The organism is Enterococcus lemanii (assembly GCF_016909125.1).
GTDB classification, from domain to species: Bacteria; Bacillota; Bacilli; order Lactobacillales; family Enterococcaceae; genus Enterococcus_I; species Enterococcus_I lemanii.
Genome location: NZ_JAFBFD010000033.1, coordinates 1 through 25,806, shown reverse-complemented (window position 1 = coordinate 25,806; position 25,806 = coordinate 1). Strand labels below are relative to the sequence as shown.

Genomic DNA, 25,806 nt, shown 5'->3' with positions numbered 1-25,806 from the left:
ATCCCTACTTTCTAATTTATTTTTTTAAAAAAGGGCAAGAAAAAGCGACGTTCTCCCTTAATCCCACCCTTTAATGCTTTATTTAGATTTAATATAATTTCGGCCGTTTGCTTTTGGTCCTGACGCTTGACCTAAGAAAGCGACTAAAACAATAATGGTTAACACGTACGGTGAAATTTGAAGCAACACCGGTGGTACAGAGGAAATAACTGGTAATTGTGCGCCGATAATACTTAAACTTTGAGCAAAACCAAAGAATAAGGCGGCACCCATGGCACCAATTGGATTCCATTTACCAAAAATCATTGCGGCCATTGAGATGAACCCTTGACCAACAATCGTTCCGACTGAAAAGTTTCCTGAAATGGCTTGTGCAAAAACGGCACCACCCATCCCACCTAAAAGACCTGAAATTAAAACCCCTGCATAACGGAAGCGATAAACATTGATTCCGAGTGTATCAGCTGCTTGAGGATTTTCCCCAACCGAACGCAAACGTAAACCAAAACGCGTTTTAAAAATAATAAACCAAGCCAACACCGCAATGCCAATCGCTAAATAAGCCGGCAAGAAAGTATTTTTGAAGAAAATTTGGCCAATGACTGGAATTTTAGATAAGCCTGGGAAAGTAAAGTACCCTAAGTTATAACGAATATTATCTGTTTGACCTTTACCATACCATGTTTTAATTAAAAACACACCCAAAGCTGGTGCCATTAAGTTAACCACTGTACCTGAAATAATATGATCCGCGCGGAAACTAATCGTTGCAACCGCATGAATCAAAGAAAATAAAACTCCGACTACGCCACCCACTAAAATAGCGAGCCATGGCGTCCAAATACCAAATTGCTGTGACATTTCTAAGTTAAAAACGATGGCGCTAAATGCACCCATTACCATGATTCCTTCTAAACCAACGTTGACAATCCCACTTCTTTCAGAAAAAGTTCCGCCTAAAGAAGTTAAGATTAATGGCGTGGAATAGACAAGGGTTGAAGTAACAATTAACGCAATTGTTGTGACAACTGACATTAGATTTCGCCTCCTTCTTGGCTTTGCTCATTTGGTTTTGCTTCGATGGTTTGGACAATTTCCACTTCTTGCTTTGAATCTGGCATCATTTTTGCTAAAGCTAAACGAATGACGTAATTGATGCCGACAAAGAAAATGATTAAAGCAATCGAAACATTCACAATTTCAAACGGAATATTTGCGCCCGTTTGCATCCCTAAACCACCAATCTTCAAAATACTAAAGAGTAAGGCTGAAAGTAAAATCCCAATGGAACTACCCGAACCAAGGAGCGAAACAGCCATCCCGTCAAAACCAATCGATAACGACGCGGTTTGAACGAAGAAGTTTTGATACGTCCCTAAACCTTCAACAACGCCGCCAAGTCCAGCTAATGTTCCTGAAATAACCATTGACATCACAATCGTGCGACGGCTACTCATTCCCGCATATTCTGAAGCAAATGGGTTTAAACCAACCGAGCGAATTTCATAACCAAGCGTTGTTTTCTTCATTAAGAACCACACGACAACCAAAGCAACTAAAGCTAAAATTAAGCCGCCATTTACCCGTGACCCGCCAAACATTTGCGTTAACCAAGGAAGTCTTAGGCTGGCGCTGGCTGAAACAGGCTTAGAAGAATCTAAACTGGTTCGTAAAGTATCAGGAATAACATTTTGTAAAAAATACGTACTGGAATAAAGTAAAATATAGTTCATCATAATCGTCACAATTACTTCACTTGTCCCAAAGTAGGCACGTAACATACCTGGAATGGCCGCAGCCGTCGCACCAGCTAAGGCACCGACAATAATTGCTGCAGGTAATAAAATAACTTTTGGTAAATCTGGAAACGATAACGCAAACCAGACACTGGCTAGCCAACCACTTAACGCTTGGCCTGAAAGCCCGATATTAAAGAAGCCCGCAGAGTTTGCTACCGAAAACCCAAGTGCGGTAAAAATTAATGGCGTTGCTTGGCGTAACGTTTCCCCGATACTTCTTTGATTTCCTAAAGAAGCTTGTAGCATGGAAGTGTAGCCAGTAATTGGATTATAACCAAACCCAATCATGATAATTGCTCCTAAAACAAGTCCCATTACGACAGATAAAATCGGAGCTAAAATATTGCGTATTTGTTCTGTTTTATTATTCATGTGCGATGCCCTCCTGTTGTTCTAACTCTTGGCGGGCTTTTTCTAATGAAGAACCAGCCATCAATAGTCCTAACTCTTGCTCAGAAGTTTCATTGGCATTCACAATCCCGACAATTTCCCCATCATGAAAAACAGCGATGCGATCCGAAACATTTAAGATTTCTTCCAATTCAAAACTAATTAATAAAACAGCTTTAAACTTGTCGCGTTGTTCAATGATGCGTTTATGGATGAACTCGATTGCCCCTACGTCTAAACCGCGTGTTGGATTGGCCACAATCAATAGCGTTGGGTCACGATCAATTTCACGGGCGATAATGGCTTTTTGCTGATTGCCACCAGAAAGAGCTTTGGCTGGTACGAGCTCATTCACCGTTCGGACATCAAACTCTTCAATTAATTCTCTGGCGTGTTCATTGATTTCACCATAATTTAGCACACCTGCTTTACTCATCGGTTCTTTGTAGTAAGTTTGTAACGCCATATTTTCAGCGACACTCATCTCAAGAACTAAACCATACTTGTGGCGGTCTTCTGGCACGTGACCGACACCGGATTCGGTAATCTTACGCGGACGGAAATTCGTAATATCATCGCCGTCAATGGTAATTTTTCCACTTTCCACTTTGCGTAAGCCAGTCAATGCTTGAATAAATTCGGATTGACCGTTGCCATCAATTCCAGCAATGCCGAGTACTTCCCCAGCACGAACTTCTAAACTTAAGTTTTTCACTGCTTCTAGTCCGCGATTTTCTTTGACAACGAGGTTTTCAACTGACAACACTACTTCTTGTGGGTTGGCCGCTTTTTTATCGGTTTTAAAAGAAACAGAACGTCCAACCATCATATCTGCCAATTGTTGAGAAGAAACATCTTTCACATTGACCGTTCCAATCCCTTTTCCACGACGAATAACGGTACAACGGTCCGCAACGGCTTTAATTTCATCTAGTTTGTGGGTAATTAGAATAATTGATTTACCCTCTTTGACTAGGCCATGCATAATCGCAATTAATTCTTCAATCTCTTGTGGCGTTAAAACCGCGGTTGGTTCGTCAAAAATCAATACTTCTGCGCCCCGATAGAGCGTCTTTAAGATTTCAACCCGTTGCTGCATTCCAACTGAAATATCACTAACGAGTGCATCTGGGTCGACTTGCAAGCCGTATTGCTCAGAGACACGTAAGATTTCAGCCCGTGCTTCTTTGCGATTTAAGATTCCTACGCGACTAGGCTCGTTTCCTAAAATAATATTTTCAGTTACGGTAAAAGCATCCACCAACATGAAATGCTGATGTACCATCCCGATTCCTAATTGATTGGCTTTCGTTGGACTCGTGATTTTAACGACTTCACCGTCTAGTAAGATGTCACCAGAAGTTGGTTCTAATAATCCTGACAACATATTCATGAGTGTCGATTTACCTGCACCATTTTCTCCGAGCAGTGCGTGAATTTCGCCTTTTTTCACTTGCAAATTCACCTGGTCATTTGCTTTAAAGGTCCCAAAACTTTTGGTAATATCACGCATTTCAATGACAAAGCGTTCTTGTGTCACAGGGCTCACTTCCTTTTTTTATAATTACTCTTTGATATCCGCTTTTTTAGAGAGTAAACCTTTTTCTCTCAAGCAAAAAGAGTGCACCGTCTCTTCTTGCTTGAAAGAAAAAGAGCCTGAAGTGAAAAACGAAAATGATTTTCATTTCAGGCCTTTTTCTAACCAACGTCAAATCTTAGTTTGCAGGTGTTTCTGGTACTTCGATTTCGCCTGCAATAATGGCTGCTTGCGCTTTTTTCACTGCGTCTAAAGCTTCAGTTGATAATTGACCATCTGTTAAGCCAACACCTTCTTCTTTCAAGCCGTAAACAACGTGTTCACCACCTGGGAATGCTCCTTCAACAGCTTTTTGTGCTAAGTCTTGAACAACGGTGCCAACACCTTTTGTTGTTGATGTTAAAGTGAAGTTACCTTCTTCGCCTTTCAACGTAAAGCCACCTTCGTCTGATTGGTCACGGTCTACACCGATTACCCAAACGCGTTTGTCGCCTGTTTCGTTGATTGATTTTGCTTCTTGGAAGACACCGTTTCCAGTTGCGCCAGATGCATGGTAAACGATATCTGCCCCTTGACCATACATACCTTGTGCGATTGAACGACCTTTATCAGGAGCTGAGAAGTCACCTGCGTATTGAACGTTCACTGTAACTTCTTTCCCTAATTCTTTTGCTCCCGCTTCAACACCTGCGACAAAACCGGCTTCAAAACGGTCGATTACTTCACCTTTTACCCCACCAATGAAACCAACTTTATTTGATTCTGTTGAATAAGCAGCGGCAACTCCAGCTAAGTAAGCTGCTTCGTTGTCTTTAAATGTTGCAGAAGCGACGTTATCACCTTCAACGACATCATCTACAATAACAAAGTTGATTTCTGGGTTTGAAGCAGATTGGTCTGCAATCGCTGGTTGTAGTTTATAACCAATCCCAAAAATAGTTGTAAAACCTGCATTTAAGGCTTGGTCAATATTAGGAATGTAATCTGATTCGTTTTGAGATTGGAAATATTTAAAGCCATCCGTTCCTTCAGATACGCCATTTGCTTTCCCCCATGCTTGTAATCCTTCCCAAGCAGATTGGTTAAATGAACGGTCATCCACGCCACCAGTATCCGTAATTAAAGCTGCTGTTGCAATCTTTTCGCCTGCTGCTGAACTACCTGCTTTTGATTCGTCTGTTTTGTTGCTGTTACCACAAGCGCCTAATAATAAAGCACTTGCCATTGCGACTGCGCCAAAACTGAATAATTTTGCTTTTTTCATTTCTGTAAAGCCCCCTAAAAATTTTTTTTATTTTCAAAAGCCATTGCTGGCCAAATGAACAAAATTAACGAGTTTGTAACAATAAACCTCTGATCCTTATTCTATCGAAAAAATGATTACTTTTCGAATTAAATCTTCGGAAGAGTGTCTTTTTTAACCTGGCAAATCTTGGCCATTAAAATAATATGGCAGTAACTCACCGACTGTTGTTTCTTTTGTCACGCCATCTTTTCCAAGCAAAGTAACAGGCATCTCAGGTTGACAAAACTCAACCATCACTTGACGACAAGCGCCACATGGTGAAATCGGCTCTGGCGTCTCACCAGCAATAACTAAATGTTGAAATGCTCGTTCACCTTCTGAAACAGCTTTAAAAAACGCCGTTCGTTCGGCACAATTTGATAAACCGTAAGAAGCATTTTCAATGTTTAGTCCTTGATAAGTATTGCCATCTTTTGTGACTAAACAAGCCCCAACTGGGAATTTTGAATACGGCACATAAGCTTTTTTTAAGGCTTCTGTTGCAATTGTCAACCATTCTTGTTTGGCTTTTCCCATTGTTTTTTCTCCTAATATCCTTGGCCAGTTGCCCCTGAAATAATAGCTACACTGGCACTTGTTCCTAAACGACTTGCTCCGGCTTCAATCATTGCTTGCGCGTCTGCTTCGTTATGAATCCCACCAGAGGCTTTCACACCCATTTCAGCCCCGACTGTTTCACGCATTAGACGGACATCTTCTACTTTGGCTCCAGCGGTCGAAAAACCCGTCGACGTCTTTACAAAGTCTGCCCCAGCTGCTTTCGCTAATTCACAAGCACGAATAATTTCTTCTTTCGTTAATAAAGCCGTTTCGATAATTACTTTCACTAACGCTCGATCTTTGGCTGCTTCAACAACCGCTTCAATATCTTTTTGAACAAAAGCATCTTCACCTGATTTTAACGCACCCACGTTCATGACCATATCAATTTCGTCTGCACCATTTTGAATGGCGTTGTTTGTTTCAAAAGCTTTCACTTCTGAAGTATTTGCTCCTAAAGGAAACCCAATCACCGTACAAACAGCGGTTGGTGACGTTTTTAATTCTTCAGCAGCCAAGGCCACCCAAGTTGGGTTCACACAAACCGAATAAAAACGGTGCTTTTTCGCCTCTTCAATAATTTTCATAACGCCTTCTTTTGTTGTTTCTGGTTTTAAAACAGTGTGATCCATCATACGATTTAATTCCATTTATTGCACTTCCTATTCTGTAATAATCTCGTGAATGAGTGGTGGCTCTTTGCTCGTGTCACCAATTTCAATATTGGCCTCAATTAACGCAACCACTTCTGCCACTTCGGTCGTATTGCTATAAATCGTTAACAACGTTTCACCGACTGCGACTTCTTCACCAATTTTTTTGTGTAATTTCAAACCAACGGCATGATCAATGGCCTCGTCTTTTGTTTTTCGACCCGCGCCTAACATCATTGCCGCAATACCTAGCTCGTTTGCGACTAACTTTGTAACGACCCCGGTTTGCCTAGCGAAAACAGGAATTTGATAAGCGGCACTTAACAACCGCTCTGGGTGATCCACAACCGTGACATCGCCCCCTTGATTTTGAATCATCTCTTTAAATTTCGCTAAAGCTTTTCCTGAAGTGAGGGATTCTTCTAACATTTGACGAGCAGCAACTAACGTATCGGCTTTTTTAGCTAAAACAACCATTTGACTACCCAAGACGTAACACATTTCCAATAAATCAGCTGGGCCTTCTCCTTGCAATGTCTCAATCGCTTCAACCACTTCCAAACTATTCCCAATCGCTTCTCCCAAAGGTTGCGACATATCAGAAATAACAGCCATTGTTTGGCGATTCGCGAGCGCGCCAATTCGAACCATCGTTTTAGCCAGTCGACGCGCATCTTCTAAGTTTTTCATAAAAGCGCCGTCACCTGTCGTCACATCTAAAACAATCGCATCTGCACCCGCAGCGATTTTCTTACTCATGATTGAACTAGCAATTAATGGAATCGAATTGACCGTAGCGGTAACATCTCGTAGGGCATAAAGCTTTTTGTCCGCTGGCGCTAGATTGCCTGATTGCCCAATAACTGCTACTTGGTTTTCATTAACTAGCTGAATAAATTCGTCTTCAGAAAGTTCAATTTTAAAACCAGGGATGGCTTCTAATTTATCAAGTGTACCACCGGTGTAACCTAGGCCACGTCCGGACATTTTTGCCACCGGTACGCCTACACTCGCTACTAAAGGTGCTAAAATCAAGGTCGTTGTATCGCCTACGCCACCAGTTGAATGTTTATCGACTTTCACACCGGCAATAGAAGACAAATCAATCACTTCACCAGAATGAGCCATCGCTAAGGTCATTGCTGTAATCTCTTTATCCGTCATATCTGTAAAAAAAGTCGCCATTAAAAAAGCACTCATTTGATAATCAGGGACTTCATTTGCCGTGTAACGATCAATGACCCACTTGATTTCATTTTCAGACAATTCTTTGCCATCACGTTTTTTTTCTATCAAATCTACCATGCGCATAGACCTGACCTCACTTCCTTCTGCCATTTCATTATAGCGTATTAATTTCATAGGTAAACCACTTTAGTAAAACAGTTTACTAAACGCAGGGATTGTTGAAACCCCTTCCAAAGAGAATATACGCTATTTATTTTCCCTTGTCAATCAATTGTTTTGCTCTTTCCTAACAAATATTTAACTCGTTATTTCTTTCACACTCTCACGAATAATTAATTTAGTTTCAAAAATTTTATTTGGCATCCGGCGCTCAGGAAACTCAATCGCATCGACAATAAACTTCGCTGCGGTAAACCCAATTTCAAAAGCCGGTTGATTGACGGTCGTTAAAGCGGGTGTCAAACTAGAGGTAAAGTACAAATCATCAAAACCTATCACCGAGTAGTCTTCTGGTACTTTCTTACCCGCTTCATAAATCGCTCGATAACAGCCAATCGCCATGGCATCATTGCTACAAAAGATTGCTGTAATTTCAGGATGCTGTAAAACTTCTTTTGCTGCTTTATAACCACCATCAATCGTTAGCTCGCCTGTTGCCACATAATTTTTTTTGTAAGGAATCGCTCCATCCTTTAATGCGTGACGATAAGCATTATAACGCTCTTGCAATTGATAGTACTTCCCATCTTCTTTTAAAAGTGCAATATGCTCGTGCCCTTGTTGAATCAAATAAGAGACCCCTTGGTATGCCCCTTCATATTCTTTAATAATAAGCCGTCCCGTGTCACGTTGATTAATCCCACGATCAATTAAAACTAATGGCATTTTTCGATAAAAATCACTACCATAAGCATACTCTGGTGGCATTAAATTAGGTGTCGCTAATAAAACACCATCAACGGCTCGGTGATTCAAATCTTGCAACAGTTGGATTTCTTTTTCGAGACTTTGTTGCGAGTTACATAAAATTAACATATAACCTAATGGATTCAAGTACGTTTCGGCCCCTTCAACCATCTTTGAAAAGAAGAAGTCCGTCACATCAGGCACAATCATCCCAATCGTTTTTGAGTGACGGTTGATTAAATTGGAGGCAAAAAAATCTGGTCGATATTGATGTTCATTGACAATTTCAAGTACACGACGTCTTGTTTCTTCACTAAAGCGACTACCTTTATTATTTAAAATCTGGGAAACCGTCGTCACCGAAACCCCCGCCATTTCAGCAATTTGTCGAATGGTTAACTTCAATTTTGTCCCTCTTTTCTAATCTTCCTTAATACTTTGAATAATGTAATAGCCTTTATCTTTATGAATAATTTCGGCATTACCAAAAATTTCGATCATTTTCTTTTGGGCACTTGGCGCTCCTTGCTTTTTTTGGATGACAATCGTTAAGGTGCCACCTGCTAACAACAATGGATAAGCATCTGTTAAGATTTGATGAACGACTTGTTTGCCCGCACGAATCGGTGGGTTACTAACAATGGCCGCATACGTTGGATGGTTCAACTGCTCATAAATATAAGACGCATGAATTTCAACATTGGTGATGCCATTTTGATCCGCATTTTTTTGTGCTAATGACAACGCACGTTCATTTACATCTAACATTTCAACTAATCGGTTCGTATCAAAAGCAATCGCTAGACCAATTGGACCGTAGCCGCAACCAACATCTAAAATTGGACCTGCTGGCAACTCACTCGCGTCAAAGGCATCAATTAAAACGCGCGAGCCATAGTCGACGGTTGCACGTGAAAAAACATTGCTATCCGTGGTAAAACGGAAATTTTTCCCCTTTAAAGGAAATTCCCATGTCACAAACTCATGGGTCGTTTCGGGATTTTTGCTATAGTAGTGATTATTCATCAGTTTTTTTTCCTTTCTGGTGCTTTCTTTAATCATACCCAATCTGTGAAACTTGTAAACAATCTTTTTTGATTATCAAACAATTTTTAACCTTGAGCTTGTGCTTTTGTGCTAAAATAGACACTGCTAGTGCGCTTTTTTATAAGGCAACGAAATTAATAGGAGGTTTCCTTAAAAAATGGAGGAAAACATCAACTACTATCAAATCCCGCGCAGTGAGTGGCAAGGTTATTACGCGCGTGAACACATGCCCTTGACACAAGAAGAATTAGATAGTATCAAAAGTTTAAACGATCAAATTTCAATTCAAGACGTGGAAGATATTTATGTTCCACTGTGCCACTTGATTCATCTGTATATGAAAGAATTCGAATCCCTTACTTTAAGTAAAGGACTCTTTTTACATCGCTACGTAAAAGTACCACCGTTTATCATTGGGGTGGCTGGTAGTGTCGCAGTCGGCAAAAGTACGGCTGCTCGATTATTACAAACTTTGTTATCACGCCTTTTTTCAAGACGCAATGTCCAACTGATTACAACCGATGGCTTTTTATACCCAAACGCGGTCCTAGAAGAACGTGGTATTATGAATCGCAAGGGCTTTCCTGAAAGCTATGACATGGAGCGTTTAATTCAAACACTCAATGAAATTAAATCGGGGAAAGATGTTAAAATCCCTCTTTATTCTCATCAAGTCTACGATATCGTGCCTGGCGAATTTGAAACAATTGCCCAACCAGATATTTTGATTGTGGAAGGAATTAACACCTTACAATTACCGGCCAATCAACAAATTTATGTCAGCGATTTCTTTGACTTTTCAATTTTTGTGGATGCTGATCCAACTTTGATTGAAACTTGGTATTTAGAACGGTTTGAGTCATTACTAGATACCGCCTTTTTAGATCCAAAAAATTATTATTATCAATTTGCCATTGGCGATCGCGAAAAAGCACTTCAAATGTCGCGGTCTGTTTGGAAAAATGTAAACTTAAAAAACCTGGAAGAATTCATCTTGCCAACCCGTGGTCGTGCCGATATTATCTTGCATAAACAAGAAAATCACCTAATTGACCAGATTTATCTAAGAAAACACTAATTTCTTAATGGAATGAATTGCCAAAAGAAAAAAAATCTAATATGATAATAACGTTGAGAGTACGGGGGAAAGTTCGCTTTCTCTTGAATTTATAAAGGATAGGGGTCGTTCACTGTGACAAACATTGACAATATGCCGAACGTTGAAAAAATCATCGTTTTGGACTACGGTAGTCAATACAACCAATTAATTACCCGACGCATCCGCGAATTTGGTGTCTTTTCTGAATTGTTAAGCCACCGCATCACAGCCGATGAAGTCAAAGCAATCAATCCAAAAGGAATCATCTTATCAGGTGGACCAAACAGTGTGTATGAAGAAGGCGCTTTTGGCATTGACGAAGAAATTTTAAACTTAGGAATTCCCGTTTTAGGTATTTGTTACGGCATGCAACTTTTAACCGATAAATTAGGCGGTAAAGTAGAACCTGCCCAAAACAAAGAATACGGCAAAGCAGAATTAAACGTAACGGCTGCTCAAGCGGACCTTTTTGCCGCAACACCAAAAGATCAAATCGTTTGGATGAGCCATGGTGACTTAGTAACACAAGCACCGGCTGATTTTGAAGTCGTTGCAACCAGTGCGGATTGCCCGATTGCTTCCATCCAAAACCAAGCCAAAAAAATGTATGGCGTACAATTTCACCCAGAAGTACAACATTCCGAATACGGCAATGATTTATTAAAACATTTTGCTTTTGATGTTTGTGGTTGTGCCGGTGATTGGTCAATGGGGAACTTCATTGAGATTGAAATCGCAAAAATCCGTGAACAAGTTGGCGACAAAAAAGTTTTACTTGGCCTTTCTGGCGGCGTTGACTCCAGTGTCGTTGGGGTACTTTTACAAAAAGCGATTGGCGATCAATTAACTTGTATCTTTGTTGACCACGGTTTATTACGTAAAAATGAAGGCGATCAAGTAATGGATCTGTTAGGTGGAAAATTCGGCTTAAATATTATCCGCGTGAACGCCCAAGAACGCTTCTTAAATAAACTAAAAGGCATTAGCGACCCTGAACAAAAACGTAAAATTATCGGTAACGAATTTGTTTATGTCTTTGATGACGAAGCAACAAAATTAGACGGCGTTTCTTTCTTAGCGCAAGGAACGCTTTATACAGATATCATTGAATCTGGTACAGAAACGGCTCAAACCATTAAGTCGCACCATAACGTAGGTGGCTTACCAGAAGACATGCAATTTGAATTGATTGAGCCTTTAAATACTCTATTTAAAGATGAAGTCCGTGCTTTAGGAACCGCTCTTGGCATGCCAGATTCTGTTGTTTGGCGCCAACCATTCCCAGGACCAGGCTTAGGTGTCCGCGTCCTAGGTGAAATTACTGAAGAAAAATTAGAAATCGTGCGCGAATCTGACGCGATTTTACGTGAAGAAATTGCAAACGCTGGCCTTGACCGCGATATTTGGCAATACTTCACCGTCTTACCAGGCATCCGCAGTGTTGGGGTTATGGGAGATGGCCGAACTTATGATTACACCGTTGGCATCCGTGCAATTACTTCAATCGACGGTATGACCGCTGATTTCGCCCGCATTCCATGGGAAGTCTTACAAAAAATCTCCGTCCGAATCGTAAATGAAGTGGCACACGTTAACCGTATTGTGTATGATATTACGAGCAAGCCACCTGCAACGGTTGAGTGGGAGTAGTTGTAGGAGAGCTAGAAATCCTCTTATACCAAGGGTTTCTGGCTCTTCTTATCTTTTTACTGCACTTTTATTGCACTTTTTTCATTTCTTTGTTTCGCAAGTAGTCTACAGTAAATTGATTCTTTGGTGAAGTATCATAATTTTGTTTTGCTTCTTTAAAGGAAATGGCTCCATTTAATTTGTTAGCTACCTCGAAATTACTGTTAGGATAAAGATGTCCATACGTTCCTAAAGTCGTCTCAATATCTTCGTGTCCTAGACGATCTTTAATGATAAGTGGATTTTCTCCCATACTGATTAACAAGGAAGCATGAGAATGCCGTAACCCATGGATTCTGATTCGATGGATACCAGCCAGCTTAGCATAGCGTTCAATAGCATATGATAGTGTATGTTTTTGGGTAGGAATACCGTTATAGCTCATTACAAAGTCTGTCTGAATTAGATTTTGTTGTACTTCCTTCCATTCGGATAAATAAGTTAATGTGCATTTATCTAATACAATATGACGAACGCTCGCCTTTGTTTTTGGTTCAACAAATCTATAATTCGATTGATTCTTGTAATAGAGTGTTTTGTTGATGGTTAGTACTCCTGAGTCAAAATCAATATCTTCCCATTGAATGGCAGTAGCTTCACCAATTCGCATTCCAGTCATAAATAAAAACCACAGAGAGATAAATAAAAAGTGTTGATAGTAATCTTCTTTGTAAATTAGAGAGATTACTTTTTCAAATTCTTCTTTTGTCCAAAATTCAATTTTAGACTTTTGCTTTTTCACATTGCCAATAATCTTAGATGGATTTGTGGTGGTTATCCCAAGGACAATTGCTCGATCCATAGCAACTGAAAATAGTCCTTGAACAGCTCTTACATAAGAAGACTTACACTTCTTTGATAATTTTAGTTGCCAATTTTGCACATCAATAGGCTCAATATCGGAAACAGCCATTTTATCAAAATAAGAGAAATGCTTCTTAATAGTTGGTAAGCGATTTTCATATGTTCTGAGCTTTACCTGTGTCTTATACCATGGAAGGAAAATTTCAAAGATATAATGTTTAAACGTCATTTTATCCTTATTCTCACTTAATTCTTCTGGTTTCATCAATAGCAGTTTCGAATATTCTTCTCTTGCTTCTTTTTTAGTAGTGAATCCACTACGATATTTTTGAATTTTTTTCCCTTTAGAATCATAACCTAGATTTGCACGAAAATAATAGGTTCCATTCTTTGCTTTTTTTATTGGGTCTTTAACCATAGTTTTTACTCCTTACTGTGCAAAAACTACTCAGACCTGTTTTCATTTGAAAACCGAATTCCTAGAATTTCTTCAACAGCTTCACGAGGGACTCTATCTAGCTTTCGAGATTGATAGTAGATATGCCCTTTTGTAATCATCAATTCTTTTGCTTTTTTTATGATGTCTGCTGAAAAAGAAGTTCCATATCCTAGCTCAACTAAATCCTTTTTTGTGACCGTTATCATTATTACTCCTTTCCCAATTATAGGCTAGGAAAACTCCAATATTCACCTATAATTATATCAAATAGTTTTATAATAATACACTGACAAGAGAAGAATATCTTAGCAATCGAACAGCTCTAGCAAAGCTCACAGGAATTTCACTTCTGCATGGTTCTCATGTAGCCGTACCCATTGCCTGTGACGCTTCTAACGCTCGGACTATGGCTATACGGGAGTATCATTATCACGATAAGAAAGTCATGGCAGCAATCCTGCTAAAGATTACTTTCGAATTACTAACATGAATCGCTCACTAATTTTGTAGGTCATGGCGTGTTAGTTCATCAGCTCTTTTCTTACCGAAACGTATTCGATTGCCTTTATTTGGTTGTCAAAGAACGTTTGGCTTGTTAGCCTATCAAAACCTACTGAACACACAATATGCTTTGATGGAATAACAAACCTCCCAAATCGGGAAGCGTGGATACGATTCGACACGCTTCCACGAAAAAATGGGACTATTTAATTTCGAACGATAAAATCTTAGAGATGAGTTTCGTTTCCATTCTGCCACGTAGGGTTTCATCAATAACCATATGAGAATTTCCATATTCGTCTGTCATGCGACGTAATGAACGTTTTGAGGTATACCCTCGATAATGTTTAACAATCTGATTAATTGCTTCCACGTCGCCATCTGTCGCCTTTACAATGAGGGGGAAGGGGACCCTTGGATAGGCTGTTTTCATTCTTTACACTCCTTCATGAATTCTTTAATCATGGCTAGTCCACTTATTCGATGACGATAAACAGTCGAACGATTCAAATTTAGTAACTCCGCAATCTCCACATCACTCATATCCATAAAGTAATGAAGTAAAATAATGTTCCGTTTTTTCTCTGAAAGATGACGCAGGGCTTCACTTAATAAATCACTTTCAACATTGATTCTTAATCCAAATAATTTAAATAGTTGGAAATCAGTGACGTACGTATCAACAGTAGAAAAAGAGTTGACAAGGTAGTTATCTATATCAGAAAACGAGACTTCTTTTGCTGATAGTCTGTCTAGATGTTTGAAGTAATCTTTTCGTTCATCTTCAATAACTTGTTTGCAGATATAGTCAAACTGATTTTCTATGGTTTCTTGAAAAGAAGATGGTTTCATGCTTTTCACCCCCTTTCTGTCGTGAAAGGGAGTGGCATGTGCTTCTTTATCTCCCTTCATACTAAGCCCCGACACGAAAGGGGGATTTGTTGCATAAATGAAGAGAAATCCTAAAAGATATTTATTAAGTGACCAAAAAAGCACATAAACAGATTGTTTTCTCTGTTCATATGCTTTGATTTTTCTATCTATGTAATCTGCAAAACCACATTGATGGTCATATCTATCCAGTACAGGTGGATAAGTTTTTTGATAAGAACTTAATTAAGAGAACTAGATGACAGATTATCTTTCTCATGGCGACTTTTCCCTCCATTAAGTCGCCAATTTTATCTACTTTCTAGGAGTATGACTAAATTTTATAAAGTTGTATAGGTAAATAAAATCAGCGACCTTTCTATTTGAAATTGGATTCATCGCATTAATAAATTCCACAGTGTTCTATAGGAACTCATAAACTATATAACATGTTTTTCTATACCTGTTTATGGTTATATAGGAACAGTAAAATGTATAGAGGTGATTTAGTATGCGTAAAAAAGAAGATAAATACGATTTTAGAGCCGTTGGTTTAGCGATTAAAGAGGCTCGAATGAAACGGGGTCTCACTCGTGAACAAGTGGGAACAATGATTGAAATTGACCCACGTTATTTAACAAATATAGAAAACAAAGGACAACACCCAAGTACACAAGTGCTGTATGATCTTGTATCATTACTCCATGTATCTATTGATGAATTTTTCTTACCTACAGATAATTTGATTAAAAGCACTCGAAGGTTACAGGTAGAAAAATACATGGATAGCTTTACAGACAAAGAACTATCCTTAATGGAAGCACTAGCAAAAGGTATCAATGAAGCAAGAAATATTGAAGGCTAGTCAGTAAAATTCAGATAAACAAAAAGAGCCGATAAGATGAGAGTTTCATTTCTCAAATTATCGGCTCTGCGTCTTGGCGTCTGGCTCTTTGATTGTTATTATATTCATTTTTTGAACATTAATTAAAGTTTCGTTCTTACATTTGGGGCAGTATAAAGGGAAATTTTTAAGTATAGTATCCACTCGTATTCGTAGTCTTGTTTTATTTCCACAAATAGGACACAATATCCACTTGTAGTTTATAATAACAATCTCCTCCTTTCCACTTTAATTCAAATCTATATTAAAGAATATTTCATCTTATTTAATAAGAAACCATATTTATATAACAACATAAAACGCACTAAGTTATTTTATTGAACATATATCTTACTTTATCTATCCGACTATTTAGACGACGGGTCTGGCAAACAGGTTCGCCAGTGGTAACCTGATATCCTTTTAGCTCTGCTAAACAAACACTAAGCCCATTTGTAAAAAAAGTTAAATCATTGCGATAATCTTGAATACATCGAGCAGGAATTTCTCCAATAATAATGACCTCATTATTTTTCAGTTGAGTATTTACGATATTTGCACAATATTTGGGAGCATCGTTATATGCCCGTGAAAGATATTCCTGTGGTGCATAAACTTTAAAACTAAGATATGGCTCTAACAATTCTGTTCCAGCTTTTCTAAAGGCTTGCTCCAGTACAATAGGAGTAAGCATCCGAAAATCTGCTGGAGTACTAACAGGGCTATAGTATAAACCGTACTTAAAACAGATTTTACAATCCGTCACATTCCAACCATATAATCCTTGTTCGCAACCATAGCGTATCCCTTCCATAACTGCATTTTGAAATGATTGATTTAAGTATCCAAGAGAAACCGAGCTCTCATACTGCATTCCACTTCCCAACGGAAGCGGTGATACAGATAAACCAATGGAAGCCCAGAAAGGATTTGGCGGCACTTCGATGTGAATGGTATATTCTGCATTTTTTAACGGTCTCTCCATATAAATGACTGTAGGCTCTTTTAGTTCTATCTCCACATGATACTTTTCTTGCAACAGTGCACTAATCACTTCCATTTGTACTTTCCCTAAGAAAGAAAGTATAATTTCATGTGTCGTAGAATCCACGTAATATCGTAGAAGCGGATCACTATCTGAGATTTCCAAAAGGGCATCAAGCAACATTTCTCTCTGTTCAGGTTTACTCGGTTCAACAGTTGTTTGTAGTAGAGGGTGCGGATTTTCAATCTTTTTTCTCTGTGGCAATAGTTTTGTATCTCCAAGAACACTATTTAACTTCAAAAACTCATTTTGCAAAATAACAATTTCTCCAGAATAAGCTCTATCAATCTTACATAATTCACCATTTATTGAAGTATACATTTCTGTAACTTTTATTTTTTCTTTTTCTGATACTCTAACCGAATCTCGTAAATGTAGTACTCCACTATAAAGGCGTATATATGCAAGACGTTGTCTTTTTTTTGTATATTCAATTTTGAAAACATTTCCGCAAAGTTCAGACGGACCTCGATGTGTTGATGAATAAAATTTATTAGTAATAACTTCTATAAGGTTATCAATCCCTATATTACTTTTTGCACTTCCATGATAAAGAGGGAACAGAGAACAATTCTGAAATCTTATGCTTTCCTCTTGTTCGAGTTCCAATGCTTCTAATGATTTACCGGACATATATTTCTCTAAAAGGTCATCGTTTCCCTCTATTACCGTATCCCATTGTTCAGATTCGGTAAAGTTCGTCACACACATATTAGGATACAGTTCTACCTTCTGTTTGATTACAATTTCGGCAGAAAGTTTCTCTTTAATATCCTGATAAACCGTTGATAAATCAATTCCATTTTGGTCAATCTTATTGATAAAAAAGATTGTGGGAATCCCCATTTTCCTAAGTGCATGAAATAATATACGAGTTTGTGCTTGTACGCCATCTTTTGCAGAAATCAGTAGAATTGCCCCATCTAAAACTGATAATGAACGATATACTTCTGCTAAGAAATCCATATGTCCTGGCGTGTCTATGATGTTCACCTTCGTATTTTCCCACTGAAAAGAGGTTATTCCTGTCTGAATTGTAATTCCTCTCTGACGTTCTAAAAGCGTATTATCCGTCCTCGTTGTACCTTTGTCCACGCTTCCTAATTCTGTAATCGCTCCACTGTTATATAATAAGCTTTCTGTTAAGGTAGTTTTTCCTGCATCAACATGAGCTAAAACTCCAATATTAATAATTTTCATGTGATTTTCCTCCATTCAAAAACCCAAAAGGGCATAAAAAACTAAGCCCTCCTAAAAAAGGACATCTAATTATTTGTTCCCGCTATCAAATTGACAGTTTATTTAAGAATACCTTGCCGCATATTTATTAACTCCTTTTAAATAGTCACTTAAATAATAGTACGTAAGAGCATATTTGTAAAGGAATCTCCAATTTTTTATCAAAAAGAGTACATGATTACAAAGTATCTGTAATCATGTACCAATATTTGTTATTTTACAATCTTCCAATTATCTTGTTTTTCTAATATCAACTCAAATTGCGAGATTTGGGTTGCCTTTGTTTCTTGATCTAAATATTTCACAGCGACATTCACGATTACTTGGTTATCTTTTCTGGTAAAGATAGGATTCACCAATTCCTCGAAAACATATTCCTTGTTAATCATAGGTAACACATGATTACTTACATAGTAAGTCAATTCTTTTTCTGTGGCGGTAGGATAGAGCTGGAAGAACGTTTCTAAAAAGCTAATGATTTCGTCCATCGTTTCTGTATCTACTGTATGGTCACTTTCTAGCTGTTTGGGTTGGTAGTCCGATTTTTGAGGTTTCTTACTCATTGTCGGATTTTTGATAATAACCATATTATCTGATTCATCTATATGGACAACCACATGAAAGCTAGACGATATAGTTTCCTTGTCTTTGTCTTCGGTAATAACTTGTTCAACAGAAAACAGTACCTCAAAGGTGTTCTCATTCACTTGAGAAACCTGCCACACCTGTATATCGTTCACACTAGAACTAGTAGGAATATCCTTACGAATCATTTCTTCATTTAATACCTGCAATTCTTCCGTCAAATAATGGGTCAATTTCTCATTTCGTTTATCAATGGCTTCTTGGGATTGTTGCCACGAAAAGTAGTCTTTCGCAAAGGATTTCACAAAACTTTCTACTTGGTTGGTATCGACAATCTGCTGTTTAATGATTTCTGTTTCACGGACAGTATGAGTGTCAATGGCAGTAAAATTTTTATAGATTCCAAATCCGACACTACCAATCAATAAAACCCATAAAACAAAGGTTAATTTCTTATGCGTGCCAACTTTAATCATCGGAACTTTTCTTTGCTTGCTCGGTTTTTTAGATTTCTTTGGTTTCTCCTTCTTTTCTTTTCGCTCGATTTTTATAATCATTTGATTCATTCCTTTCTTAGTTATGAATAACACGTCTAGCCCCAATCAGATGGTCTTGCCAATAACGACTGCTTAAGTCGCCATAACCGATTGGGTCGCCTGCATGATAAAAGCGATTTCCCTCTAAATATATCGCCACATGAGTCACATATGTGCCTGCATTATAGGTTGAATGAAAGAAGATAAGGTCGCCTGCTTGGGCTTCTTCCATAGAGATTTCTTGCGTAGCGTCATACTGATCTTGGGCGACACGAGGGAGAGAAATGCCAGCTTTGTCATACACCCATTGTATTAAGCCACTACAATCAAAAGAGGTGGTAGGCGACGCCCCTCCAAAGACATAGGGAAACCCTTCGTATTTCAAGGCTTCGTCCATAATGACTTGCACGGTTTCATCATCAAATTCTGTTGGGGAAGTGTCGGTTAGGTATTGTGAAACCAACTGAACATAAAACTGATTTCCATAGTTATATCGCCAACCACCATTCACAGGTATGGCTATGGGATTGGGATAGTCTGCTTTTTGACCACCCGACTTCTCTTTAGAAAACTGTTCGGCTAATTCATAGGTATATTTTTTCCCATGACTCCTCACATAATTTAAAAAGCCACCGCCATAATTATAAGATTGGATAACAGAATCTATATCCACTCCTTGTTGTTCTGCACTGGTTAATAATTCACTGAAATATTTAACCCCTTGTTTGATGGACTCTTCGGTACTCAAACTGTTGGGCGGTAAACCCAAAGATTCGGAACTTTGCATAACATCTTCTGCTGTACCGCCCGATTCCACTTGCATAATGGCTAAGATATAAGAAACATAGTCTTCAATCCCATATTCCTTACCATATTTTTCAATCAACGGACGGTGTGCCAACACTTCTGGTGAAACGGTCACACCGCCTTCTGGAATAGAAGAATCCTTGTTGTTTTCGCCACTGTCCGTATCATCTGCAAAGAAAATGACTAGGAATAATAAGAGAAAAAAGAAGAGAGAGAAGACCACACTACAAATCACTGTTATTTTTAGCTTCATGTTTGTTGTCCTCGCTTATCCGTTCTTTTATTTAGCTTCCTCTGATTGAATTGCTTCGGTGGTGTCTTTTGTTTTTGCTCTTTTTTCAATGGTCGCTGATGATTTTCACGTTTAGTGTTTTGTGACAAAACAGGCGTGACGGTTTGCTGACGCTTGCGAACATGCTGCTGGTTATTCTGAACAGGAGATGATGGGTTTTCTTTTCGTCTTTTTTCTTTTGCTTTATCCAGCTCCAAACGCTTTTGAGCAATGTTCTTTCGTTTTTGCTCCTGCTGGTTCATACGCTGTTGTTTGCGTTGAGCTTTGGTATCTGCCATAGATTGTTTAAAGTCTGTTACATTATGAGTGACATTCTCTTTTCCTTGATGAAGGGCATATTTGACATGGGTTGGTGTCGCCTGTATCTGTTGTTTTGCCTGCTTTCTTTTATTGACTAGACGATTTTTCGTGTCCAATACATGGGCTGTCTTTTCACCTAATCGTTGCCCGATACCGCCTTGTTGCTTTTTCACATTGGAAAGTGCTGTTTCTTTCTTTGGTGTAGTCCGTTCATTTTGACGAGTATGGTTAGCTTTATTGGTTTGATTCTGCTTTGTTGTCATTGTCTTTTGCTTCGTTGACCCTGCTTTTCCACGAAAAATCTTACTCATACTGCGTTGAAATCTTCTGGTTTGTCGATTCATCATTTGACGAGGTCTGCGAAACACTTGTCTGCCCATGTTTTGAGAGTCGTTGCTTTGTAAAGAGAATAGGCTCATTAAATCGCCCAGTTTAAAATAAATCCCTGCAAAGGTCACAATTTGTAAAAACATAATCATGAAAAAGGGAGAACTTGCTGACAGCGAATAAAGCATAGTGGAAATACTAAAGGCAACGGTAATAATCAAGGTAATACCAGCCCTTGTCATAATCACATTAAATAACTTGGTAATGGCATGCCTGCCCATGCCATCAAAACTCGGCAACATACTTAATAGGAAACTGATTGGCAAAAACATAGCGAAAATAATAAATAGCACTTGCGAAAAAATCATGATTCCTGTTAGAAGGAAAACAAAAATCGAGATACCAATATTGAATACAAACAAAAAGAAGACTGTTCCTAATCTGGAAATCGTCTTCGGTAGGGTTAAATAGGTATTGTCATGATCTTCAATTTCTTCAATCACTACATTTTCTCTATCTTCACCATTGTTTGTATCTGGACTGGTAGACAATAAACTTTCCACACGTTCTTCCCCTAACGCTTCTACATCAGTGGAGCCATATTGAAGCAATAGCCATGGTTGCTTTACTTGAACAGAGAATAAGCTGTCACGTATCATGTCCACACTGTCTTTCCCTTGACTATCCGTGTTAGGAAGAACAATTTTTGTCCCAATATTCAGACTGGCGGTACTGACATCTTTGGAAAAATCATTGATTTTCGCAATATAATCGGGTGCATACGCAATAAAGGAAGCCGATAGAATAAACACCACGACAAAGTTTAAAACAGCTCGTATCACTTTCGTCGTTTCTCGCTTAACCAATCCTGTATAGGCAACATAGATTCCAACAATGAGAATAAAAAGAAGGAGGAAACCGACATAAAACCCTGAACTGGAAAAGCCATTCGGTGTAATGCCTGCAATCGTCTGCATGTTTTCGCCAATTGCTTGGGATGTTTGACTAATGAAATCTAAGGCATAGGCTTCTTTCACCAAATAACCTGTGGCGTTCGATAGATAAAGAGAAATTGTCCAAATAAAATTAGTAATGGCATACAATCCATACATCACCGATTGTCCTATGCCATCACTCCAATTCCATGGAAGCCAGCCCCAGCTATTGTCCACATAATAATCAAGCTGATATTGATTCAAACCATACTTGGAGTATTCATTGCTTGTATCAATGGTTTCATCAACTAAGCCTGTCGCTTGTACTGCATTGCCCAGCGTGCCTAATAAAAGTAAAATAACGCCCACACAAAGGAGCGTTATCCAACTATAGTGAAGAAATTTCTTTTGTTTTTGTGTCATTCTTCCACCTCATTTCGCACAGGCGGTCTGGTATCAAAGGCATGAAGCAACTCTTCAAAAATCGGGTGAAACTGCATAACCCCTACACGACCATAGATGTCTGAAACTAAACATTGTCCATTTTCTAATTCACGTAAGCGTTTCTGATTGTTTTCATCTTCCTTGTCCACACCAAAAAATTCTAAGGTCTTTTTGATTTCCACTAGGTCAGTGGAACGAAAGGCAAATTTCAAGCCAATATTATTCTTCATCTTTTCATCTAGTAAATCGTCCGCGTTTTGAGTAACGAAATAGACCCCTGCATTCATGGCACGTCCTGCTCGAACCAATCGCATAGATAGAGCTTTTCCTTGTGCCACTTGTAAAAAACTCCAAGCCTCATCAAGGTCAACAATTTTAAAAATGGAACGGTCAGAGTGGATAAAGTCTAAAGCAAAGGTACTAATGACAATCAGCATTGCCACACTTAATAATTCCATGGTAGTGTATTCTTCAAAAGAGCTATTGGAATCGGGTAAGACCAAATCTGCCACTTGAATAATATTGAGTTGTTTTTCCAAGCTAATGGATTGGGTGACACTGCCATCACTGAATAACAGATGGGCAAAATCATAATCGACAAAGCTTTCGATATGGTCAGCAATACTATTGCTGATGGGCGTATCTTCTTTTCGCAATTCATCAATCACCAATAACAACCCTCGTTGTTTGCTTTGAGTTACACTCCGAATAGCTTTACGCAGGACAGGAAACTTCTCGCTATCTCGGCTGGAAATACCTGTTAAGAACGTGAGAATATCAATGGCAAGGCTTTCTGAATCTTTCGGGAGTTTTAAAATCACATAAGGGTCAAGTAACCCTTTATTGTCGTTCTCACTCGTGAGATTAACAATATTGATTTCATGGGCAATATCAGGTAAGGTTTCTTTCCATTCACCACGTTCAGCTTTTGGGTCAACAATGGTTGCCTGTCCGCCAAAGAGTACTGAATAATAGACCAGCATATTGTTAGAGAATGATTTTCCGCCACCTAATGAACCAATAAAAGCGGACGCTAATGCATTTGTTACAGAGCCTTTAATTCCTTGACTTGCAAGGCTAGGTTGGAGATAAATATTTCTGCCTGTATCGAGATTGTAACCGACGTAAATACCAGAATTTTCACCAATCATTTGTGTAGCACCGAAACCAAGACCAGCCAAAAAATCCGACGTGACATATTGAATATAGTCATTGATATATCGCTTGCTTGAGGGAATAAATTCATTATGCAAGCCTAGCATATCGCCAAAAGGTCGTACTAATTTGATAGACAGATCATCATAAAAATCTTTTACTTCATCACAACGTTGTTTCAGCTCGTCCAAATTCTTTGCCGATACCCGTACCACATAGCTTAGTTTGTACATAGATTCTTTGGTTTGGTCTAAATTACTTTCTAATTCATCGACAGATTCTAAAGCGTCCACCACATTAGTACTGGTTTCGTTGTCGCTTTCCCATGCGTGGCTATCTAAATCTTTCAGTTCTTTCTTTTTATTGCGAACGGTAGATAAGGCTTTTTTATTGGCGACAATTTCAACATTCATACTGGTATCAACGGGGAAAGTAAACTGCTGTTGCTGGTAATAAAAAATTTCACTATTAGGGAAATCCAATTCACCAACAATACTATTAATTGTAAAATACGCCACATAAGTAGTGGTATCTTCCTGTTCAATCCGTAAATAGCGTTGATTTTCTTCGATTAAACAGCGAGTGGGTTTGAGAATATCGTATTTCTTTACCAACACTTTTTTATCTTCGTATCTTTTCGGTAAATGGTAGTCGTAGTCATCAAAAGGGACACCTGTTTGCCCGTAAAGATGTTCAATAATATAACCAAAATCATCTTTCTCCAATTTACGAATCTGAAAGCGTCTGGATAATTTACTTTCTAACAACTGTTCCATCTTAGAAAAGCGTTCGATTTCCGCCATAGGCATAGAAACAAAATCGCCCATTAATTTGTGATTCACACCATGAAAGAATTCCGCAAATGCTTTTTGAATTTCTTTCCCAACATTTTTTACGGATACTTCCTGTTCATTGAGGTAGAGTTTAAAACCAATAAAAAAGCGATAGTCTACTTGATTGTCACCAATCATAGAAATTAACGCTTCGGTCTGTTCATCTATTTTTTCGTAAGCTATCTCTTTTAATCGTCCAGTGATTTCTTTTTTCGATTGTTCCTGTGTGGCTCGAATACTTGATTCGGTTGCTAGTTGCAGAGCATGAATCTTGCCATCACGATTTTGGGCAATCAATTGACAGAAATTATCATGAACTTGAATTTTTTCATCGGAACTTAAAAAACTGTAATTATAGGGAATTAATTCATAATAAGCGAATACTTCGCCATCATGATTAAATACGAGATTATCTTCCATATATTTAATCGGATATGCCATCTAGTTGTTCACTCCTTACAATCGTAATCGATTCATTCATTGTTTCTTTTTTTAATCGTATTTGTTTGCCAGCGTAGGTTACTTTAGGGCGTAGAGCATAGGTAATGATAGACTTTAGAAATCCATAGGGTTTCTTTCCGTCAAAGGTCTTTTGGCACATGAACCCAGTGAGAACAATGGGAATCCCTAAGTATTTGAGTAGTGCTCCGTCAATCAGAGAAAGTGGTGGTAAACTGCCAAAGAGTATGACGACAAACAAAGAAACGATAAACCATGTCATTTGCGTAAAGGTAATTGGGAAAGGGAGTTGTAAATCATTAATCGCATAAATCACTTTTTCTACTGACCAAATACTGGTGTAACTTCTTATTTTTTTCATGTCTTCACGTCCTTTCCGTAAAAATAGAAAAAGAACAATCAAAATAGGTGATTGCTCTTTCAATGCTTTAACTATTCAATTTTATTTTTTGTCCATTTTGCAATAATACCTTCATCAGTTTCTTCATCATCTGGATTCATTGAATATCTGAAACTTAAATTGGTATCTGACCCTAATCGTTCATATAAGCTGGGTCTATACAATCTCGTTTTATTGTCATTAAAAGGACTTCGTTTTCCCAGCTCACCATTTCCCTTTAAAGGATTTCTTCTAACTGAAAAACAATATTTTTTTCTGGGATCTTCTGAATCACTTTGACTTAATGAGAAACACATGGCTTCTTTTTGGTCTTCATTTTTCTTCTCACTAACTTCTGTCGGAATAAATCGAGCAAGAGTTTGGCTAAATTGAAATAAAACATCTCCCAAGTTACTACTGTATTCGATACCAAAATATTCTCTTATTGTTTTCGTGTCTGTATATAATTTTACCGAATTAGCATAGACAGCTAGCATATCTGAAAAATCGTTTTCCTTTAAAAATTCTAGTTTTAACAGAGCATATTCTGGAACTTTTTCCTCTTTTTCAAATAGCTTAACAAGTACAATATAATTTTGCTGTTTGTAACGAAAGTAAAAGGAATCTATCACCCAGCCTTTATCTTTCATGTCTAGTTTTAATAGTTTAAGATTTTCAAATACATTTACCATAATTTATACCTCTCCGTGCTATTTATTAATTTACTAAAACTTGAAACATCCAAAACCCGGCTAAACCCCTGATATAACTGAGTTCCGGACAATAAAAATAGCATAAACTTCTCCAAATTGGTAAAAT

The 25,806-nt window shown here is 38.2% G+C and carries 24 protein-coding genes; 3 read left to right on the top strand and 21 right to left on the bottom strand.

Annotation, left to right across the window (positions count from 1 at the left end; genetic code table 11):
- Positions 1 to 78 precede the first annotated feature (78 nt).
- The 9 genes from JOD14_RS09815 to JOD14_RS09775 all read right to left on the bottom strand — a co-directional run bounded on the left by JOD14_RS09815 (position 79) and on the right by JOD14_RS09775 (position 9,345).
- The gene (locus tag JOD14_RS09815) at positions 79 to 1,035 is read right to left on the bottom strand and encodes an ABC transporter permease (protein WP_204654638.1); all 957 of its coding nucleotides are present in this window, start codon (positions 1,033 to 1,035) and stop codon (positions 79 to 81) included.
- Positions 1,035 to 2,171 (bottom strand): ABC transporter permease, encoded by a 1,137-nt coding sequence (locus tag JOD14_RS09810; RefSeq protein ID WP_204654637.1) that lies wholly within the window; start codon positions 2,169 to 2,171, stop codon positions 1,035 to 1,037. Before JOD14_RS09810 ends, JOD14_RS09815 begins: the two co-directional genes overlap by 1 nt.
- Entirely contained in the window at positions 2,164 to 3,729 is a 1,566-nt protein-coding gene (locus tag JOD14_RS09805; RefSeq protein ID WP_204654636.1) for an ATP-binding cassette domain-containing protein, read from the bottom strand. The genes JOD14_RS09810 and JOD14_RS09805 overlap by 8 nt, the downstream gene beginning before the upstream one ends.
- Positions 3,730 to 3,904: 175 nt before the next feature.
- Positions 3,905 to 4,990 carry a BMP family lipoprotein gene (locus JOD14_RS09800; RefSeq protein WP_204654635.1) on the bottom strand — a complete coding sequence of 362 codons (1,086 nt, stop codon included), beginning with the start codon at positions 4,988 to 4,990 and terminating at the stop codon, positions 3,905 to 3,907.
- A 153-nt stretch (positions 4,991 to 5,143) separates the two neighbouring features.
- On the bottom strand, positions 5,144 to 5,548 hold the full coding sequence (locus tag JOD14_RS09795; RefSeq protein ID WP_204654634.1) for a cytidine deaminase: 405 nt from the start codon (positions 5,546 to 5,548) through the stop codon (positions 5,144 to 5,146).
- 11 nt (positions 5,549 to 5,559) lie between these two features.
- Entirely contained in the window at positions 5,560 to 6,222 is a 663-nt protein-coding gene (gene deoC / locus JOD14_RS09790; RefSeq protein WP_204654633.1) for a deoxyribose-phosphate aldolase, read from the bottom strand.
- A 12-nt stretch (positions 6,223 to 6,234) separates the two neighbouring features.
- On the bottom strand, positions 6,235 to 7,536 hold the full coding sequence (locus JOD14_RS09785) for a pyrimidine-nucleoside phosphorylase (RefSeq protein ID WP_204654647.1): 1,302 nt from the start codon (positions 7,534 to 7,536) through the stop codon (positions 6,235 to 6,237).
- Positions 7,537 to 7,710: 174 nt separating this feature from the next.
- Positions 7,711 to 8,724, bottom strand: coding sequence for a LacI family DNA-binding transcriptional regulator (locus JOD14_RS09780; protein WP_204654632.1), 1,014 nt, complete (start codon positions 8,722 to 8,724; stop codon positions 7,711 to 7,713).
- A 15-nt stretch (positions 8,725 to 8,739) separates the two neighbouring features.
- The gene (locus JOD14_RS09775; protein WP_204654631.1) at positions 8,740 to 9,345 is read right to left on the bottom strand and encodes a class I SAM-dependent methyltransferase; all 606 of its coding nucleotides are present in this window, start codon (positions 9,343 to 9,345) and stop codon (positions 8,740 to 8,742) included.
- A 178-nt stretch (positions 9,346 to 9,523) separates the two neighbouring features.
- On the opposite strand from JOD14_RS09775, the gene coaA reads away from it, so the two are divergent.
- Entirely contained in the window at positions 9,524 to 10,444 is a 921-nt protein-coding gene (coaA, locus tag JOD14_RS09770; RefSeq protein ID WP_192423586.1) for a type I pantothenate kinase, read from the top strand.
- A gap of 114 nt (positions 10,445 to 10,558) precedes the next feature.
- The gene (guaA, locus tag JOD14_RS09765; RefSeq protein WP_192423588.1) at positions 10,559 to 12,115 is read left to right on the top strand and encodes a glutamine-hydrolyzing GMP synthase; all 1,557 of its coding nucleotides are present in this window, start codon (positions 10,559 to 10,561) and stop codon (positions 12,113 to 12,115) included.
- A 67-nt stretch (positions 12,116 to 12,182) separates the two neighbouring features.
- On the opposite strand, the gene JOD14_RS09760 is transcribed toward guaA, so the two are convergent.
- The 4 genes from JOD14_RS09760 to JOD14_RS09745 all read right to left on the bottom strand — a co-directional run bounded on the left by JOD14_RS09760 (position 12,183) and on the right by JOD14_RS09745 (position 14,750).
- A complete protein-coding gene (locus JOD14_RS09760) occupies positions 12,183 to 13,376 on the bottom strand; it encodes a site-specific integrase (protein WP_000237797.1) in 1,194 nt (397 codons plus the stop codon).
- A 26-nt stretch (positions 13,377 to 13,402) separates the two neighbouring features.
- On the bottom strand, positions 13,403 to 13,603 hold the full coding sequence (locus JOD14_RS09755) for a DUF3173 family protein (protein ID WP_000633907.1): 201 nt from the start codon (positions 13,601 to 13,603) through the stop codon (positions 13,403 to 13,405).
- Between the two features lie 497 nt (positions 13,604 to 14,100).
- Positions 14,101 to 14,331 carry a helix-turn-helix domain-containing protein gene (locus tag JOD14_RS09750; protein ID WP_000845143.1) on the bottom strand — a complete coding sequence of 77 codons (231 nt, stop codon included), beginning with the start codon at positions 14,329 to 14,331 and terminating at the stop codon, positions 14,101 to 14,103.
- Positions 14,328 to 14,750, bottom strand: coding sequence for an RNA polymerase sigma factor (locus JOD14_RS09745; protein WP_000804879.1), 423 nt, complete (start codon positions 14,748 to 14,750; stop codon positions 14,328 to 14,330). The genes JOD14_RS09750 and JOD14_RS09745 overlap by 4 nt, the downstream gene beginning before the upstream one ends.
- 529 nt (positions 14,751 to 15,279) lie before the next feature.
- Here JOD14_RS09745 and JOD14_RS09735 point away from each other — a divergent pair.
- Entirely contained in the window at positions 15,280 to 15,633 is a 354-nt protein-coding gene (locus JOD14_RS09735) for a helix-turn-helix domain-containing protein (protein WP_001227350.1), read from the top strand.
- Positions 15,634 to 15,690: 57 nt separating this feature from the next.
- Here JOD14_RS09735 and JOD14_RS09730 read toward each other — a convergent pair whose 3' ends face one another.
- The 8 genes from JOD14_RS09730 to JOD14_RS09695 form a co-directional block, all read right to left on the bottom strand.
- A complete protein-coding gene (locus tag JOD14_RS09730; RefSeq protein ID WP_001803271.1) occupies positions 15,691 to 15,858 on the bottom strand; it encodes a cysteine-rich KTR domain-containing protein in 168 nt (55 codons plus the stop codon).
- A 118-nt stretch (positions 15,859 to 15,976) separates the two neighbouring features.
- Complete coding sequence (tet(M), locus tag JOD14_RS09725) at positions 15,977 to 17,896, bottom strand: tetracycline resistance ribosomal protection protein Tet(M) (protein WP_000691737.1); 1,920 nt, start codon at positions 17,894 to 17,896, stop codon at positions 15,977 to 15,979.
- A 251-nt stretch (positions 17,897 to 18,147) separates the two neighbouring features.
- Positions 18,148 to 19,077: a conjugal transfer protein gene (locus JOD14_RS09720; RefSeq protein WP_000584386.1), complete on the bottom strand. Its 930-nt coding sequence runs from the start codon at positions 19,075 to 19,077 to the stop codon at positions 18,148 to 18,150.
- A gap of 16 nt (positions 19,078 to 19,093) precedes the next feature.
- The gene (locus JOD14_RS09715; RefSeq protein ID WP_000768372.1) at positions 19,094 to 20,116 is read right to left on the bottom strand and encodes a bifunctional lytic transglycosylase/C40 family peptidase; all 1,023 of its coding nucleotides are present in this window, start codon (positions 20,114 to 20,116) and stop codon (positions 19,094 to 19,096) included.
- Entirely contained in the window at positions 20,113 to 22,140 is a 2,028-nt protein-coding gene (locus JOD14_RS09710) for a CD3337/EF1877 family mobilome membrane protein (protein WP_000192392.1), read from the bottom strand. The genes JOD14_RS09715 and JOD14_RS09710 overlap by 4 nt, the downstream gene beginning before the upstream one ends.
- The gene (gene tcpF / locus JOD14_RS09705; protein WP_000331165.1) at positions 22,137 to 24,590 is read right to left on the bottom strand and encodes a conjugal transfer ATPase TcpF; all 2,454 of its coding nucleotides are present in this window, start codon (positions 24,588 to 24,590) and stop codon (positions 22,137 to 22,139) included. Before tcpF ends, JOD14_RS09710 begins: the two co-directional genes overlap by 4 nt.
- On the bottom strand, positions 24,574 to 24,969 hold the full coding sequence (locus JOD14_RS09700) for a conjugal transfer protein (RefSeq protein WP_000723887.1): 396 nt from the start codon (positions 24,967 to 24,969) through the stop codon (positions 24,574 to 24,576). Before JOD14_RS09700 ends, tcpF begins: the two co-directional genes overlap by 17 nt.
- 71 nt (positions 24,970 to 25,040) lie before the next feature.
- Positions 25,041 to 25,679: a DUF6037 family protein gene (locus JOD14_RS09695; protein ID WP_000248477.1), complete on the bottom strand. Its 639-nt coding sequence runs from the start codon at positions 25,677 to 25,679 to the stop codon at positions 25,041 to 25,043.
- Positions 25,680 to 25,806 lie beyond the last annotated feature (127 nt).

Excerpts from the sequence above, each read along its gene's own strand:
- JOD14_RS09745 (WP_000804879.1), bottom strand. The coding sequence starts at position 14,750 with ATGAAACCATCTTCTTTTCAAGAAACCATAGAAAATCAGTTTGACTAT.
- JOD14_RS09700 (WP_000723887.1), bottom strand. The coding sequence starts at position 24,969 with ATGAAAAAAATAAGAAGTTACACCAGTATTTGGTCAGTAGAAAAAGTG.
- JOD14_RS09750 (WP_000845143.1), bottom strand. The coding sequence starts at position 14,331 with ATGAAAACAGCCTATCCAAGGGTCCCCTTCCCCCTCATTGTAAAGGCG.
- coaA (WP_192423586.1), top strand. The coding sequence starts at position 9,524 with ATGGAGGAAAACATCAACTACTATCAAATCCCGCGCAGTGAGTGGCAA.
- JOD14_RS09720 (WP_000584386.1), bottom strand. The coding sequence starts at position 19,077 with ATGATTATAAAAATCGAGCGAAAAGAAAAGAAGGAGAAACCAAAGAAA.
- JOD14_RS09785 (WP_204654647.1), bottom strand. The coding sequence starts at position 7,536 with ATGCGCATGGTAGATTTGATAGAAAAAAAACGTGATGGCAAAGAATTG.
- JOD14_RS09760 (WP_000237797.1), bottom strand. The coding sequence starts at position 13,376 with ATGGTTAAAGACCCAATAAAAAAAGCAAAGAATGGAACCTATTATTTT.
- JOD14_RS09755 (WP_000633907.1), bottom strand. The coding sequence starts at position 13,603 with ATGATAACGGTCACAAAAAAGGATTTAGTTGAGCTAGGATATGGAACT.
- JOD14_RS09815 (WP_204654638.1), bottom strand. The coding sequence starts at position 1,035 with ATGTCAGTTGTCACAACAATTGCGTTAATTGTTACTTCAACCCTTGTC.
- JOD14_RS09735 (WP_001227350.1), top strand. The coding sequence starts at position 15,280 with ATGCGTAAAAAAGAAGATAAATACGATTTTAGAGCCGTTGGTTTAGCG.
- JOD14_RS09795 (WP_204654634.1), bottom strand. The coding sequence starts at position 5,548 with ATGGGAAAAGCCAAACAAGAATGGTTGACAATTGCAACAGAAGCCTTA.
- JOD14_RS09775 (WP_204654631.1), bottom strand. The coding sequence starts at position 9,345 with ATGAATAATCACTACTATAGCAAAAATCCCGAAACGACCCATGAGTTT.
- JOD14_RS09800 (WP_204654635.1), bottom strand. The coding sequence starts at position 4,990 with ATGAAAAAAGCAAAATTATTCAGTTTTGGCGCAGTCGCAATGGCAAGT.
- JOD14_RS09715 (WP_000768372.1), bottom strand. The coding sequence starts at position 20,116 with ATGAAGCTAAAAATAACAGTGATTTGTAGTGTGGTCTTCTCTCTCTTC.
- JOD14_RS09710 (WP_000192392.1), bottom strand. The coding sequence starts at position 22,140 with ATGACACAAAAACAAAAGAAATTTCTTCACTATAGTTGGATAACGCTC.
- tcpF (WP_000331165.1), bottom strand. The coding sequence starts at position 24,590 with ATGGCATATCCGATTAAATATATGGAAGATAATCTCGTATTTAATCAT.
- JOD14_RS09695 (WP_000248477.1), bottom strand. The coding sequence starts at position 25,679 with ATGGTAAATGTATTTGAAAATCTTAAACTATTAAAACTAGACATGAAA.
- deoC (WP_204654633.1), bottom strand. The coding sequence starts at position 6,222 with ATGGAATTAAATCGTATGATGGATCACACTGTTTTAAAACCAGAAACA.
- JOD14_RS09810 (WP_204654637.1), bottom strand. The coding sequence starts at position 2,171 with ATGAATAATAAAACAGAACAAATACGCAATATTTTAGCTCCGATTTTA.